Genomic DNA, 15,832 nt, shown 5'->3' on the forward strand with positions numbered 1-15,832 from the left:
TCACTGGGGTCGACGGCAGGCCGTCCTCCGCTTTCCTTTTCTTCCCAATGGATAATGTCTATACGAGACGAGGGGCCGGCGCGAGTCCGCCGCCGGCGCCCGAATGGCGGAGGGGTTAACCTGGAGCAGCCAGCGAAGACCGTCCTGATCTGCTCGTGCGAAGGCACGATGCGCCTCGACGCGGCCGCGATCCGGCGCGGATGTCCGAGCAGCGAGATCAAGAGCTTCAGCCATCTCTGCGGTGCGGAGCTCGATCATTTCCGCAAGATCGCGGCGGCAGAAGGCGCCCTGACCGTCGCCTGCACGCAGCAGGCGGCGCAATTCTCGGACGAGGCAGGCAACCGGGGTGAGGCGATCAGTTTCGTCAACATCCGCGAAACCGCCGGCTGGTCGCGCGACGGCGCGCGCGCCGGCGCGAAAATGGCGGCCCTGCTCGCGTCCGCTTCCGTAAAGGCACCGGACTATCCGCTTCTCACCTTGTCGAGCGAGGGCGTGGTCCTGGTCTACGGACGCGATGAGGCCGCGATCGAGGCCGGCCGCCTGCTTGCCGATCACCTCGACGTCACCGTGATGCTGAAGCAGCTCGACGATACGGTGCCGCCCGCCGCGACGGTCTTCCCGATCGTGAAGGGGACGATCCGCTCCGCGAAGGGGCATTTCGGCGCCTTCGAGCTTGCGATCGACGACTATGCGCGTCCCCGCCCCTCCTCGCGCGATCGCTTCGTGCTGGATGCGGCGCGAAGCGGCGTCACCTCGCGCTGCGACATCGTGCTCGATCTTTCCGGCGATATGCCGCTGTTTCCCGCTCACGATCTGCGCGACGGCTATCTTCGCGCCGACACGAAGGATCCCGCTGCGGTGCTGCGCGCCGTGCTGACCGCCCGCGATCTCGTCGGCAGCTTCGACAAGCCGAAATATGTCGATGTCGCGCCCGCTCTTTGCGCCCATTCGCGCTCGAAGCGGACAGGCTGTCATCGCTGTCTCGATCTCTGCCCAACCGGGGCGATCACGCCCGTCGGCGATCACATTGCAATCGACCCGAATATCTGCGCGGGCTGCGGCCAATGCGCGGCCGCCTGCCCGACCGGCGCTGCATCTTACACGCTGCCGCCCGCCGACACGCAGCTGCAGCGAATTCGCGCCATGCTGCTCGCCTACCGCGAGGCCGGTGGCGCGAACGCCGTGCTGCTGTTTCACGACGGCCCGCACGGCACGCCACTGATCGATGCCCTGGCGCGTCACGGCGACGGCTTGCCGGCGAACGTGCTTCCCTTTGCCGTCAACGAGCTCACGCAGCTCGGGCTCGAGGCGATCGTCGGCGCATTCGCCTATGGCGTATCCGCCGTGCGCTATCTGCTGCGCGCCAAGCCGCGCCACGATTTGAGCGGATTGTTGCAGACGATCGGCATGGCCGAGGCCATCCTCAGTGGTCTCGGATTTGCCGGCCGCCGTCTCGCCACCATCGAAACGGACGATCCGGACGCGCTCGGCGAGCATTTGACCGGCATCGGCCCCCTCTCGGCCGTCGCGACGCCCGCGACCTTCAAAACCGTAGGCAAGCGGCGCGACCTCTTGCGCTTCGGATTGAGCGAGCTGCATCGTCTGGCGCCGCAGCCGGTCGACGTGATCGCGCTGCCGCAGGGCGCGCCGATCGGCGCGATCCGCGTCGACGCCAGCGGCTGCACGCTGTGCCTCTCCTGCGTCTCGGCCTGCCCGACCGGCGCGCTCCGGGACGATCCCGATCGGCCCGTGCTGAAATTCATCGAAGATGCCTGCGTGCAATGCGGGCTGTGCCAGAGCACCTGTCCGGAAAAGGTCATCAGCCTCGAGCCGCAAATCGATTTCCGCGCGGCCCGCGCGCCCGCCACTGTTCTCAAGGAGGAGGAGCCCGCGCTCTGCATCCGGTGCAGCACGCCGTTCGGCGTGAAGAGCACGATCGACCGCATCGCAGCCAAGCTCGAAGGCCGCCATTGGATGTATCCGGCCGGCGACAAGCTGGTCGAGACGCTCAGGATGTGCGCCGACTGCCGCGTCATCGTCACGAGCGAGCAGCAGTTCGATCCATTCAAGGGCGTTCCGGAACGAACGCCGCCACGGACGACGGACGATTATCTACGCCAGCGCGAGAGCAAGGACTAGAAAAGACCGCCAGACATCAGGGGCAGGAAACCAGGGGGAAGCATCACCATGTCTCGTTTGATCACAGCTTTGTCGACGTGCATGATTTCCATCGCTCTCGCCGGCGGCGCGGCCGAAGCTGCCGCTCCGCCGCTGACCAAGGCACAGAAGGTCGCCCTGAAGCAGGCGATCGTCGGCTGCAAAGCCGAAGCCAAGGGCAAGAAGATAGCGTGGCTGTCGCGCCGCAAATACGTCAACCATTGCGTCGCGGAAGCGCTCAAGGAGCATCCCGGCATCGACGTCATTCAGATCCTCAAGCAACATCCGGAGATGAGGGATCTTCCGATGGACAATTGGGATTCGATCTGAGGGGCGGCTGAAGCGGGATGAGATTTGGATGAATCGTCATCGCGCCTTGGGATCGCGCCCTGGGGGTTGTGGTTTGCGCATGATCTTTTCGGAGAACCGCGGCGCACTTTTCCGGAGCATGCTCTAGCGCGACGTCACCCGGCCAAGGAAATCGGTGAGCGCGCGGCGATCCTCGGCCGAGCCAATGCGCTGCTCCGGCATCTTGGTGCCGGGGGTATAGGCGTTCGGCCCGATTTCGAACAGCTTCGCAACCGTCTCCGGTGTCCAGATGATGTCCATCGTCTTCAGGGCATCGGAGAAACGATAGCCCGGCAGCGATGCGATCCTGCGGCCATACAACCCGGCAAGCGTCGGACCCGCGCGCTGCACCTCCTTCTCCGACAGCGTATGACAGGCAACGCATGCCCGGAATACATCGGCACCATGATCGCCGGCATAGGCGGCGAGCGGATCGGGCGGCGATCCTGCCAGGATCGAGCCGATGGGCTCGCCGGTCCGCGCGTTCCAGCGTCTGATCTTGCCGTCCGCGCCACCCGTCATCAGCGTCTCGCCATCCGGCAGGAAGGCCACCGACCACACCGGCAGACCAGGTCCGATCAATGTTCGTAGCAGGCTGCGCGACCTGCGATCGATGATCGCCACTGTGCCGCCGATGCCGGCCGCAGCAATCAAGGCGCCGTCCGCCGAAATCGCCAAAGCCACCACGGGCGTGGGACCGGCCGCGACCTCGCCGCTGACTTTGCCCTCCCCTGTCAACATGCGCAGCCTGCCATCGACCGCGGCCGTGACGATTTCACCATCCGGCGCCACGGCCACGGCGTTCAGCGGCGCCGGCAACGTCACGATCTCGGGCTGGCCATCCGGCAAACGCCAGATGCGCAGCGCAAGATCGTAGCCGACGCTGACAAGCCTGCCGTCCGGCGTGAAGGCGACGCCGTTGACGTTCTGCGAATGCCCTTCGAGCACACGCGGCGTGCCGTCCGATAACGACCAGAGCCGCACCGTCCGATCCCACGATGCCGAGGCGAGAAGCGATCCATCGGGCGACGCGGCAAGCGCCACGATCGGCGCGGCATGCCCCTCCAGCACCCGGTCCGGCTGCGGCCGGCCCGCCGTCCACAGCGCAATCCTTGCGTCCGCGCCGGCCGTGATCATGCGGCGGTCCTTCAGCAGGGCGACCGCATTGACGCCATCCGCATGATACCGAAGGACTTGCACTGCGCTGTCCGTCCTGAGCGACCAATGGATCGCGGACGTGTCGAAGCTCCCGGACAGAAGCTCCTCGCCGTCGGCGGAAACGGCAAGCGCCCGTATCGGGCCACCGTGTCCTGCCATGTCGGCGTGCGCGGATGCGACGGCAAAGACGGCCCACAGTGCGGCGGCCAACTTCGCACACAAAGGTGATCTGATCATTCCTGGCCGGCCCTGGTCACATCCACGCTCACAAGATTGCCAGAAGAGCGGCCAGAGATGAACATCGGAACCGGCCTACTTGGCCGGGGCCGTCGTGGTTTTCGACGACCCCTCGGGCGCAGCCTGCATTCCAGGCGGGCTCTGACCTTGCGGACTTTCGGCGGGCGCACCACCCGATCCCGTATTGATCGGACCGGTCCAGCCTTGCGGCTGGAGCTGGCCCTTGTCCTCGGGCGGGGTTTGCGCAGCCGATGAGCCGGATTGTGCGGGCTGCGCGCCGACGCTTCCGGAAAGGCAAAGTGCTGCGAGGCACAAAGACGTTGTCAGCAGTTTCACGCGGAATCCTCCCATGTCCGTACTGAAATGGGCCAAGCCGCCTTCCGTTCCGCAGCGTGCACCGCAATAACCGAACTTTGGCATCGCCCCGGACGCCGGTTTCTGACTCGTCACATCAAGGATGTATCGTATAGATGGCTTGATGTTCCGATCGAGAGAGTCTGAAGATGAAGGCCTTTCTGCTTGGCTGTGTCGCGGCCGTGCTGATCGCGATTGCGGGGATGATGATCTTGAACAGAGTCCAGGAGCCCGCCGCCCAAGCGTTTGCGACGACCAGCGTCCGCCTCTGACATCGCGCCAGATAGCTGGATCGATTCCTCGCGATACGCGATCCGGGCTCATGCCGACATTGTGACCCGCGCAACCGCCGATCGCTCGTCACGGCGATCAGCCGCAACTTGCCCGCATGGTGCAATTCCAGGATCTTGCGGCTGCGATCCTCGCGGTCGAGGTCGATGAACCACCGCGATCGGGGCACGATATCCAAACGGATCTGAGATTTAAGAGTTTGGTAACGATACCAACATGGTTGAACGCATTGATGCAAATCGCATAGTGCCGGTGTCTCGCCCGTAACGAGCCTGCTATAAAGCGCAGCTTCGATCGATCTTCGCGACTTGCCCGGTGTCCTTGATTGCGCATGAACAAGCCTAGCAACACGTTCGACATCGTGATCGAGCAATCGTTCGACTTTCTGTCCCCGGAATATGCCGAACTGTTTGATCGCTCGGCCGCGACCGCGTTCCAGCATCCGATCTGGCTGCACAGCCTCTACGGCAGGCTCGCCTCGGATGCCGGTGCGACAGCACTGGTCGTCGTGGTCCGCACCCGCGCGACGGGGGCGCTTGCGATGGTGCTGCCCCTGCTGCGGATCCGGCGCGGTCCGATCCGAACGGTCGAGTTTGCCGACCTGCGCGTCTCCGACTATCTGGCACCGGTTTGCAGCCCGGAGGTGTTCTCGCAATTGCTCGACGACGCGGAGGCATGCGCGGAGATCTCGGCGCCTCGTTCGCCCGTTCGATCTGCTGCGAATGACCAAGCTGCCCGACGCGCGGCTTCCGATCGAAAAACTCCTGGCTGCCTCGCGCCGCGTGTCGATGGACACCAATGCCTACGCGACGGTTCTCGTCGCACCGTTCGAGCAATGGCGGGCCAGTGCGATCGATCGCTCCTATCAGAAGGAGCTCGCAAAGAAGTATCGCCAGCTCCAGAAGAAAGGCGCGCTGAGCTTCTCATGCTGCACCGACGGCGCCTCCGTGCTGGAGGCACTGGAGGTGATGAAGAAGTTTCGCGGTCCGCGTTTTCAGGCACAAGGCGACGGCGACCTGCTTCAGCGCCCCGAATATTTCGGCTTCTATTCCGACGTGGCCCTTCGTGGCCTCGGCACCTTCGTGCGCCTCTACGCCATGAAGATGGATGGCGAAGTGATCGCCGCCGTGCTCGGACTGTGCCATCGGGGCAGCTTCCTCGTCATCATGAGCGCCTTCGACATTGCCGGGTACAAGAGCCAGTCCCTCGGCGCACAGATGTTCGAGCAGGTGGCGCGGGATTGTATCGAGCGCGGCGATCAGATGCTCGATTTCACCATTGGTGACGAGCCCTACAAGAAATTGTTCGGCGGACAGCCGTCGCCGATGTGGGCGGTCACGCAGGCCGGCAGCCCCGCAGGCGCCGTTGCCCTGTTCGCGCTGAATCGGGCACCCTGGCTCAAGCTGGCGGCCAAGCGGCTGGCGGACTTGCGGCTCCTGCCTGCCCGCACGCCGACGCCCACGCGCTGATCCGGCGGCGGACAAACGGCCGCGGGTCTCAGGCGCGCAGCGCGCCGCGAACGCGCCCGAGCCAGCCCGGATGCATCTGATCGACACGATGTGCCAGGCTGCGCCGCAGGAAGTGCAACCGGCGCCGGACATCCCAGCCGATATCGTCGCGGGACGTCAGGGCCTGGCGGAAGCGCGCCATCTTCAACGACTGCTGGTCCGCCGCGATCTTGTCGCGATCGGAATAGAACTGCGAAATCTTCTCCTGACCCATGCCGGCGGTCATGAGCCATCGCGGCGCATATTCGGTGCACAGACGATCTACGTCCACCAGCAGGCGCGCGACGCCGGTGCCGGCGGCAGGACAATTGGTCTGGAATGCATCGCCGATGAGCACGAATCCGGGCTGCAGGTGCCCCTCGACGACGGTCAGATCCATCACCCAGTTCTGGACCCGGCCGACGACGCGGAAGTCGCCGAGATAGGGCCGCAATCCCGGCAGCAGGCGCAAGACCGTCGCCTCCGGCTCGCGACGCAGCTCGCGCATGATCGGATCGGTCGGGTCGCGGAACATGAAGAGATTGGCCCGCATGCCGGCGTGGACGGGAAACAGGCTGAGATAGTCGATGCCGTCCGCCGTGCGCTCGCCATAGCAGGTCAGCGCCTCGAAATCGAACGGGCGACCGTCCTGGCGGACGATCGTGAAGCCGAACGACACCGAATGGCGCTCGGCCAGCACGCGCCGTCTGATCCCGAGCTTGTAAGCGACTGCTTCCGCCATGCCTGTGGCGAGAACGACGAGGCGCGCGGTCACGCGCCGTCCGGAGGCCAGTTCGAGATGCTGGACGTCGTCGCTGCAGCTGATCGCAGTAACCTCGTCGACGATCAGGCCGGATGGATCGGGCATCTGGCTGCGCGCCATGGCCACGAGATCGGCATAGGGAAAGCCGTAGGCCTGCCCGACGCTGACATCGACCACCTTGCCTTCCCGGATATTGAGCACCTGATCATACCGACAGGCGACATTCTCGAGCGCGTCGAGGAAGCCCAGCTTGCGGAGCATGGCCAATTGATGCCCGCCGATCTTCTCAACCCGGAATTCGTCCGGATAGACCGCGCGCTTGTCGATCAGGGCAATGCGGTGCCCTGCCCGCGCCAGCACGGCCGCCGCAAGCGATCCCGCAAGGCCGCCGCCGACGATCGCGATGTCGGCAACGGTCCTCGAAGTGCCGGCTTTGGCGATCGGCCCGGTCGCAGTTCTGTCCGCCGTCATGATCCAAGGCTCCCACGGTCAACTAAAGTTGCACGTGCAATTCTCCGGCCTGATGTCGCATCGCAGGATCAAACGCGATCATTTCTCGCTATCGAGGTTAACGAGACGGAGGGCCGCCATGCCGAAGATAGCCGGCACACCTCTTGCTGGGGAATCGCCGCAAATTGCGGTTTCTGGCCGTGCGGCAGGCAGATCCCGGCGAGTCATCCGCGATCAAGCCGCTGATCTCGCCTATCTCGACCGTCGTTGCGGCTACGCCGTCCGTCGGCTCGAATTGGGCCTGCTCTATTTGGGACAAGGGAGACGACGAGTGTTCCACCGCGAAGCAACCGGGATCGCCGCGATATCGTCGTCGCCGACTGGATCCTGGACGCTCATTAACACTCGCGGTTTTTCGGCATGCTAGATTGCCATCGGCGTCGGAGCACGTCCCTTCGGGAGAGAGCAGCTCCTTAAACTTCCATGATCGAATCCATCCTTCAATTGTTGCGGCGTGACGTCACGCGCGGTGTCGTCGGAACCATCCTCCTGAAGGTTGGCAGCGGCGCACTTGCGTTTGCGCTGTTCTCGCTGGCGGCACGAACGATGTCGCCGGATGGCTTCGGCATTTTCGCGACCTGGCTTTCGGTGGCCCAGATCGCCGCGGTGGTGGGACTGGTCGGCCAAGAATCGTTGCTGGTGCGCTTCCTGAACGAGTATCAGGTCGGCCACAGGCCGGATCTCACCAAGGGTCTTCTCCTGTCGAGCTTCAAGATCACCTCGATTGCCATGCTGATCGTGATCGTCGGCATTGCCATTGCAGCGCACATGAGAGGTGACTGGTGGGTGCTCATCCTGGCGGTGTCGGCCTATACGGCCGTGAATGCCTGCATAATGCTCGGCAGCCAGATCGCACGCTCGCTGGTCAGCATTCTCATGGGCGAAGGAAATCGCGAGTTCTTCTGGCGGGCTATCGTCGTGGTCTTCCTGCTCGCCATGCTGCTCGCGCACCGGCAACTCGATGCCGCCGAGTTGTTCGCGGTGATGACCATTGCCATGTCGGTCAGCCTGGCGTCGCAGATCATTTCGGTCGCGCGCGTGCTGCCGGATTTGCGCGGCACGGCGGCGCGCTCCGAAACCTCGCGCTGGCGGTCCAGCGCCCTGCACTTCTGGCTCGCATCCATCCTCGAGGTCGCCAACCAGTATTTCGACGTCATCCTGGTCTATTGGATGCTGGATCCTACGACGGCCGGAATCTACTTTGCCGCCTCGCGACTCGCCAACATCTTCGCCATGGTCTCGGCGGCGTTGTACACGTTCGGCGCGCGTCGGCTGCCCTCGCTGTACTTCAGCAAGAATCATCGGGAGTTCGAGCGAACCCTGCGGTTGATGGCGGAAGTGACCGCGCTGTGCGTGGCCGCCGGACTCGCCACGGTCTGGATCGGCGGCACCTATCTCCTCAATTTGTTCGGACCCCATTTCACCGAGCAGCATTCGGTCCTGATCGTGCTGGCAGTCGGCACCGCCATCCAGGCCGCGGGCGGCCCCGCCGCTGCGATCCTGCAGCTGACAGGCCACGAACGAATCTATGTTCCCGTCGTGGCTGCGAACGTCGCACTGCGGCTCGTGGGATTTCTTGTCCTCATTCCCTGGCTCGGCCTGCTTGGCGCGGCGATTTCCGCCACGGTGTCGCTGGCGCTCGCAACCATTGCCCTGAACGTGCTTTGCCGCCGTCGATCCGGCGTGGATCCCTCAATTCTCGTGCTGTTGCGCTTCAGCGCCACAAGACGCGGCAAGTTTGCCGTCCGCGGCGCCGACCCCGGTGAGTAGGCGCGGAACACGCCGTTGCTCGGCAATCCCCATTCCGCATCCGCACTGCGCAAAACGGCTTGGTTAACGCGCTCCATGTGCATCAGCCGGGAACCGGCGAAATGACTGCGCGAACAACGTCGGCAACTGAGCTTCGCATTAACTCCGTTTGTGGCTAGCCAGTGTCCGCGCGATGCCCGCATGATAGGTACGGAGTTAAGAAGGTGAAGATTTCGTTTCTTGAGCGGGTCGGGAGCCGTGCTGCATTATCAGCCGAACAAGGACTTGGGCGAGCCGACTGCGACCGCACCCGCGCGGTCGAACCGCGGCGGACCAAAGCCGCACGTGCTGCTCGCGCAAACCCAGGCCGAGAACGCCGGCGCGCAGGAGATCTCCAGGCTGCTCGGCGCCGGGCTGACAGCGCGCGGCTACCGCGTCACCAATCTGTTCTTCTTCCGTAAATCGGACTCCTTCGACGAGCCGCCCGATACGCTCTATTGCGCGCCGAGCCGGCCAGGCAATCCGGTGGCGCTGCTCCGCATGCTGTGGACGCTCGGTCGTCACATCAGGACCATCAGGCCCGACGCCGTCCTGACGTTCCAGCATTTCGGCAACGTCATCGGCGCCGGCATGACGCGCCTCGTCAGCCGCGCAGCTGTCGTCGCCAATCAGGTTTCATCCGCATTGGCCATGAGCCGGCCGGTCCGCACCGCCGACATCGTCATGGGCAGCCTCGGCTTCTTCGACCGCATCACGCTCAATTCGAAGGACATGGAGCGCGAATATTCGCGTTACCCCGCAGCTTACCGGTCGCGCATGGTGCACGTGCCGCACGGCTTCGACGACAAGGCTCTCACCCTTTCGAAGGACGCTGCACGACAGGCATTCAATCTGCCGCCCGATCGCGTCCTGCTCGGCTGCGCCGCAAGGCTGCATCCGCACAAGCGGCTCGACCTGGCGATACGTCTGTTGCCGGATCAGCCGTCCTGGCATCTCGCGCTCGCCGGCCAGGGCGCCGACGAGGCCCGGCTGAGGCAGCTGGCGGATGAACTGAAGGTCTCCGACAGGCTACATCTGCTCGGGGAAATCCCGCCCAGCCGGATGGCGGACTTTCTCGCCTGTCTCGACGTGTTCGTGTTTCCGACGCAAGCCGAAACCTTCGGCCTGGCCGCGGTTGAGGCTGCCAACGCCGGTGTTCCCTCCGTCGTGGCCGATCTTCCCGTCCTGCGCGAAGTGCTGTCCTGCGAAGGCAAACCGACTGCGCTCTTTGTTGATGCCTCCGATCATCCGAAGCTCTCGGCAGCGGTCTCCCTGCTGCTGACGGACCAACCTTTGCGCGAGGCGCTGCGACAAAACGCCAAAGGCCTGAGGCTGCGCTATTCGGTAGATGCAATGGTGGAGGAATACGTTCGTATTCTCGGCCAGGTCATTTGACCTGAAACGTTGGGTAGATCGGCTCGACATGATCATCGAGTTTCGCTGTGAACGAGAGTACGCGCGGCGGTGGATGAGCCGTGAGACGCTGTCGATCGACGGCCGGGATGTTCCGGTTCAGATCGCGTGGACGGCAAATGCCGAGCCGCGGCCCGCGGGCCTCGACGCCCTTTTCGAGCTCGAACGCGTGGTGTTGCACAAGGGCAAGCCCTGCGGCGCCAATAGGCTCGGCGTCGTTCCGGAGCGGACGCAGGCTGATACCGAGGGCGCCGACGTGATCGTCGATTTCACCGGCGGCGCGCGCGTTCCGGGCAGCTCCGCCCGGTTGTATCTCCGTCCGCTGTTCAACGGAGTTGCCGGCGAGAATGCCGCGCTCGCCGCCATTCTGGCCGGCGACCTGCCGGTGATCGAGATCATCAACGAGGTCGACGGCTCGGTCGTCGATCGCGGCCATCCATCCGGCGAAATTGCCGCGGGTCTCAGCGGCGCGCTCGAAACCGTCATGGCGCGAACCCTGACCATGGTGGCGGCGATCCTGTCGGGAAGGCCGCGCATCGTGCCGCAGCTGGCGCGCCCCGCCGGAGCAGGCGTCGGCCGGCAGCCGACGGCCTATGTCGTGCGCGGCCTCGCCGTATCGATCGCCAAGGAGATCTATCGTCTCTGCTGCTATGCCCCGCATTGGCATGTCGGATGGCGCTTCAATGACGGCGCGGGGGTCTGGCAGACCGGAGATCTCTCAGGTCCGGGCTGGAACGTTCTGAAGGATCCCGGAAACCACTTCTACGCCGATCCCTTTCCGATCACGTGGCAGGGACGAACATTCGTCTTCTTCGAGGACCTCGATCACCGCATCGGAAAAGGCATCATTTCGGCGGTCGAGTTCGGTGACAATGGACCGGTCGGCGAGGCCGTGCCGGTGCTGGAGGAGCCCTGGCATCTCTCCTATCCGTTCCTGATCGAACACGATGGCGCCTTGTGGATGATCCCGGAGAGTTCGACCCACGGGGACGTCGCCCTCTACAGATGCGTCCGCTTCCCCGACAAATGGGAGCGGCACGCGACGCTGCTGTCCGGTCTCGAGCTGGCAGACGCGACGATCACGCAGCACAACGGCCTGCATTATCTGTTCGGCGCCTGGCGCGACGGGACCGGCGGCTACTCGGATTCGCTGGCGATCTATTGCGCGGAGCACCTCCTGGGCCCCTGGTTGCCCCACGCCAGCAATCCGGTCCTGATCGACCGCGCGAGCACGCGGCCGGCAGGGAATTTCGTCACCATCAACGATAAATTGTGGCGTCCGGTCCAGAACTGCGCCGACGGATACGGCGCGGCGCTCGCGCTGGCGGAAGTGGTCGAACTGTCGCCGACGGCCTTCAGGCAGACCGTACGCCATTGCCTGAAGCCCGGACCGGCGTGGCCCGGCAGGAAGCTCCACACCCTGAACCGCTGTGGCCGGCTTGAAGTCATCGACGGCTCGCGGGTCCAGCCCAAGACCCGCGCTTTTGCCAGCAAATCTCCGTCGACTGTGTTGCCCGCGCGAGCCAATCCTTCCGCGGCGCGCTGACGCGGATCAGGGTCGGCTATCACGATACGGGCGGCGCGCATCAAGCACACCGCCCGCTGTTTCGTAGTCGGCACTTCAGTAAGAGCGGCGCTTACTGCGAACGATCCGAGGTCCAGCCCTTGTACTGGGCGACGTTGTCCCTGGTCACGAGCTTGGACGGCAAAAGCTCGACGGTCGAAGCCGGCTTCTGGCCATTGAGGATGCCGACACCGACCTGCACGGCCCGCCGCGCCATGAAGAACGGATCCTGCGAAGCCGAGGCCTGGATCTGCGGCGACTGCGGATCCTTCAGCGCGGCCTCGATATCGGGGGCGCCGTCGACCGCGGTGATGATGATGCCGCTGCGGTTTTGCTGGCGGGCCGCAAGGTCGGTGCCGATCGCCTGGGGGTCGTTAATGGCGAAGATAGCATCGATCTTGGGGAAGCGGGTCAGATAGCCCTGCGCGACGGTGAGGCCACCTTCGCGCGAGCCTTTGCCGTCCTGGTCGCTGGACAGCACCTTGATGCCCGGATTCTTCGACAGGACGTTCTTGCAGCCGACGACGCGGTCGATCACGGCGGAGACCTGCGGCCCGTTCTCGATGATGACGTCGCCCTTGCCGCCGAGCTTGTCGACGATGTACTGGCAGGAGATCTCGCCAGCCTGCACGTTGTTCGTGGTCACCGTGGCATCGGCGCCTTCGGCCGCGGTGTCGACCGCGACGACGACGATGCCCGCGGCTTGCGCCTTCTTGATCGCCGGCCCGATCGCCTTGGGGTCGCCGGGATTGAGCAGGATCAGATCGACGCCGGCGGCGATGAAATTGTCGATCTGGGTGACCTGCTTGCCGAGATCGTACTCGAAGCCGACCGTGGTGATCTTCACGTTGGGATTGGTCTTCTTTGCCTCGAACTCGGCGCCCTTCGACAACGCGACAAAGAACGGGTTACCCATCGACCCCAGCGAGACGCCGATCGACTTGAGCTCCTTGGCCGAGGACGGCGCGGTGCTGAGAACAAGCGCCGTCGCGGCGCCGGCGAGCATGATCGTCTTCAACATGGACTTCCTCCCTGGTCTGTCTTCTTTCCCGGCACGGCAGACCAGTTGCCGCAACGGAAGCTTTCAAGTTCTGGCGGAGCCTTCAGGCTCTGGCGGAGCCGTCAGGTTCTGGCTGAGCCTTGCAGCCGATAGCGATCGAGCGCCACGGCGCCAATGATCACCAGGCCCTTGATGACATATTGCCAGATGTCGGAGACACCGACGAGGATGAGGCCGTTCGACAGCACCGCGATGATCAGCGCGCCCACCAGCGTCCCCCAGATCGAGCCGATGCCGCCGACGAACGAGGTGCCGCCCAGGATTACGGCGGTGATCGCATCGAGCTCGTAGGACTGGCCGAGTTGCAGGCCGTTGGCGGCGTAGAGCCGCGCCGCCTGCATGGCGCCGCCGAGCCCGGCGAACAGTCCGGAGATGCCATAGACGAAGATCAGCACGGCCCAGACCTTGATGCCCGCGAGCCGCGCCGCGCTCTCGTTGCCGCCCACCGCATAGATGTGCACGCCGAGCACGGTCCGGCGCAGCACCAGCCACGAGACCAGGATGACGAGCAAGGCGATCACCGAGAGCCACGGGATCGACGCGACGCCGGGAACGAGCGTCAGCGAGCCGTTGCCGATGAAGGCGTAGGGAATGGACGGATTGAACACGGTGGTGTCGGCCCCGAGCAGTCGCGCGAGGCCGCGCACCGCCGTGAGGGAGCCGAGCGTGACGATGAAGGGCGGCAGGCGGAGCAGCGCGATCAGCGCGCCGTTGACGACACCGAAGACAAGACCGGTGAACAGCGCGGCCGGCAGCCACAGCACGCCAAGCTCCGGCAGCTTGGACAGCGTCAATCCGGCCATTGCGGAGGCCGCAAGGATCGAGCCGACCGAGAGATCGATGCCGCCGGTGAGGATGACGAAGGTCATGCCTGCGGCGAGCACGGTGTTCACTGCGGCCTGCTGCAACACGATGCCGAGATTTTGTCCGGTGAAGAAGCGTCCCTCGGACAGGAAATGGAAGCCGACGCAGAGAATCAACAGCACCGGCAGCATGCCGAGCGCGCTGATCAGCATCCTCACCCGCTGGCGCTTTGTCTCGGCGGCAGCACCGTTGGTCGTCGTCAGGTCGGACCGGACCTCCGCAGCACCGTTGTCAGGCATCGAGATGCTCCATCCCCGTGGCAAGCGCCATGATGTCCTCTTGTGTCAGCGGCGAATTCGGTCCGCGCCTCACCTCGCCTGCGATGTGGCCGGCCCGCATGACGACGACGCGGTCGCAGATGCCGATGATCTCGGGCAGGTCGGACGAGATGACGAGGATGGCGGTGCCGGCCTTGGCCAGATTGTCGATGATCGAATAGATCTCGGATTTGGCGCCGACATCGACGCCACGCGTCGGCTCGTCGAGGATCAGGACCTTCGGCGCGATGGCGAGGAGCCGCGACAGCAGCAGCTTCTGCTGATTGCCGCCGGACAGGCCACCGGCCGGAACGCCGACATTGGCGGCGCGGATGCTGAGGCCCGCGAAGGCCCTCTCGGCGCGCTCGCGCGCCTTGTCGCGATCGAGGAAGCAGCCGAGCTTGGCGTCGCGGCCGAGCACCGCGAGGTTGATGTTGTCCAGACACGACATATCCAGGAACAGGCCGAGCGCCTTGCGGTCCTCGGTCAGATAGGCGATCCCGGCCTCGAGCGCCTCGCCGGGGTTGCGGATCTCGACCGGGTGTCCCTCCAGCTCGAGCCGGCCGGAGGTCTTTGGCTGCGCGCCGATGATGAGATGGGCAAGCTCGGTGCGGCCGGCGCCGATCAGGCCGGCGAGCCCGACCACCTCGCCCGCATGCACGGTCAGCGAGCAGCCCTTGACGCGCTGGCCCTCGGCCATGTCGATCGCCGCGAGCACGGGATGTCCACGCCCCGCATCGGGATCGTGATCCTTCTTGTAGAACGAGGAGACGTCGCGCCCGACCATCAGTCGCACGATGGTGTCGGCACGGATCTCGGGCTTGTCGAGCGATCCGACCAGCCGGCCGTCGCGCAGCACGGTGACGCGGTCGCCGAGCGCGTAGACCTCGTCCATGCGATGCGAGATGTAGATGATGGCGAGCCCCTCCGCCCGGAGCTGACGGATCAGCGCGAACAGCCGCGCAGTCTCGCCGGCCGACAACGCGGTGGTCGGCTCGTCCATGATCAGAATCTTTGATCTGGCGTGCAGCGCACGCGCGATCTCCACCAATTGCCGCTGGCCCATGGACAGATGCGCCACCAGCGTCGACGGCAGGAAGTCTGCGCCGAGCCGCTTCAGAATGGGACCGACGCCCTCGCGCATCTCCCCGCGCGCCAGCAGTCCTGAACGCGAGATCTCCCGTCCGAGATAAATATTCTCCGCGACGCTGAGATTGGGCGCCAGCGACAGCTCCTGATAGATGATGGAGATGCCCGCCGCGCGGCCGCCGAGCGGACCTTCGATCCGAACCGGATGTCCTTCGATGCGGATCTCGCCGCCGGGATCAGGCTTGTAGGCGCCGGACAGGATCTTCATCAGCGTCGACTTGCCGGCGCCGTTCTCACCCATCAAGGCGTGAATCTCGCCGGCGTAGACGGTGAGATCGACGCCACGCAGTGCCTTGATGCCAAAGAAAGATTTTGACACCCCGCGCATCTCGAGGATCGGATCGTTCATCGTGCCTCCCGCGCACAATGCGTTTCCCACCCGCGTCTCTATCGTTCTTGTCAGCGCGGTTCACGCATTAAACAAAAGGCCGC

Annotated in this window: 11 protein-coding genes and 1 pseudogene; 6 read left to right on the forward strand and 6 right to left on the reverse strand. The window is 64.7% G+C overall.

Annotated features, from left to right (window positions below):
* Nucleotides 1-168: 168 nt before the first annotated feature.
* Entirely contained in the window at nucleotides 169-2,139 is a 1,971-nt protein-coding gene (locus ACETMP_RS11460) for a 4Fe-4S binding protein (RefSeq protein ID WP_375161029.1), read from the forward strand.
* Nucleotides 2,140-2,220: 81 nt separating this feature from the next.
* Nucleotides 2,221-2,487 carry a hypothetical protein gene (locus ACETMP_RS11465; RefSeq protein WP_375161030.1) on the forward strand — a complete coding sequence of 89 codons (267 nt, stop codon included), beginning with the start codon at nucleotides 2,221-2,223 and terminating at the stop codon, nucleotides 2,485-2,487.
* A 123-nt stretch (nucleotides 2,488-2,610) separates the two neighbouring features.
* Here ACETMP_RS11465 and ACETMP_RS11470 read toward each other — a convergent pair whose 3' ends face one another.
* Both ACETMP_RS11470 and ACETMP_RS11475 read right to left on the reverse strand, forming a co-directional pair.
* Nucleotides 2,611-3,900 (reverse strand): c-type cytochrome, encoded by a 1,290-nt coding sequence (locus ACETMP_RS11470; RefSeq protein ID WP_375161031.1) that lies wholly within the window; start codon nucleotides 3,898-3,900, stop codon nucleotides 2,611-2,613.
* Between the two features lie 451 nt (nucleotides 3,901-4,351).
* Nucleotides 4,352-4,987, reverse strand: a complete 636-nt coding sequence (locus tag ACETMP_RS11475; RefSeq protein ID WP_375162070.1) for a hypothetical protein — start codon at nucleotides 4,985-4,987, stop codon at nucleotides 4,352-4,354.
* On the opposite strand from ACETMP_RS11475, the pseudogene ACETMP_RS11480 reads away from it, so the two are divergent.
* Nucleotides 4,877-6,014 (forward strand): annotated as a pseudogene (locus tag ACETMP_RS11480) (GNAT family N-acetyltransferase). The gene ACETMP_RS11475 and the pseudogene ACETMP_RS11480 overlap by 111 nt on opposite strands.
* Before the next feature lie 28 nt (nucleotides 6,015-6,042).
* Here ACETMP_RS11480 and ACETMP_RS11485 read toward each other — a convergent pair.
* The gene (locus tag ACETMP_RS11485; protein WP_375161032.1) at nucleotides 6,043-7,266 is read right to left on the reverse strand and encodes an FAD-dependent oxidoreductase; all 1,224 of its coding nucleotides are present in this window, start codon (nucleotides 7,264-7,266) and stop codon (nucleotides 6,043-6,045) included.
* Nucleotides 7,267-7,728: 462 nt separating this feature from the next.
* Between ACETMP_RS11485 and ACETMP_RS11490 the strand changes: the two genes are divergently transcribed.
* From ACETMP_RS11490 to ACETMP_RS11500, 3 genes are all read left to right on the forward strand, one after another.
* Nucleotides 7,729-9,075: a lipopolysaccharide biosynthesis protein gene (locus ACETMP_RS11490; RefSeq protein ID WP_375161033.1), complete on the forward strand. Its 1,347-nt coding sequence runs from the start codon at nucleotides 7,729-7,731 to the stop codon at nucleotides 9,073-9,075.
* Nucleotides 9,076-9,312: 237 nt separating this feature from the next.
* Nucleotides 9,313-10,488, forward strand: coding sequence for a glycosyltransferase family 4 protein (locus ACETMP_RS11495; protein WP_375161887.1), 1,176 nt, complete (start codon nucleotides 9,313-9,315; stop codon nucleotides 10,486-10,488).
* A 28-nt stretch (nucleotides 10,489-10,516) separates the two neighbouring features.
* On the forward strand, nucleotides 10,517-12,052 hold the full coding sequence (locus ACETMP_RS11500; RefSeq protein ID WP_375161034.1) for a hypothetical protein: 1,536 nt from the start codon (nucleotides 10,517-10,519) through the stop codon (nucleotides 12,050-12,052).
* Nucleotides 12,053-12,143: 91 nt separating this feature from the next.
* On the opposite strand, the gene ACETMP_RS11505 is transcribed toward ACETMP_RS11500, so the two are convergent.
* The 3 genes from ACETMP_RS11505 to ACETMP_RS11515 all read right to left on the reverse strand — a co-directional run bounded on the left by ACETMP_RS11505 (nucleotide 12,144) and on the right by ACETMP_RS11515 (nucleotide 15,749).
* Nucleotides 12,144-13,091, reverse strand: coding sequence for an ABC transporter substrate-binding protein (locus ACETMP_RS11505; RefSeq protein ID WP_028135580.1), 948 nt, complete (start codon nucleotides 13,089-13,091; stop codon nucleotides 12,144-12,146).
* Between the two features lie 101 nt (nucleotides 13,092-13,192).
* Nucleotides 13,193-14,233: a ribose ABC transporter permease gene (locus ACETMP_RS11510; RefSeq protein ID WP_375161035.1), complete on the reverse strand. Its 1,041-nt coding sequence runs from the start codon at nucleotides 14,231-14,233 to the stop codon at nucleotides 13,193-13,195.
* Nucleotides 14,226-15,749: a sugar ABC transporter ATP-binding protein gene (locus ACETMP_RS11515; RefSeq protein ID WP_375161036.1), complete on the reverse strand. Its 1,524-nt coding sequence runs from the start codon at nucleotides 15,747-15,749 to the stop codon at nucleotides 14,226-14,228. Before ACETMP_RS11515 ends, ACETMP_RS11510 begins: the two co-directional genes overlap by 8 nt.
* Nucleotides 15,750-15,832 lie beyond the last annotated feature (83 nt).

It is taken from the genome of Bradyrhizobium dasycarpum (assembly GCF_042019905.1).
Taxonomy (GTDB): Bacteria; Pseudomonadota; Alphaproteobacteria; order Rhizobiales; family Xanthobacteraceae; genus Bradyrhizobium; species Bradyrhizobium japonicum_B.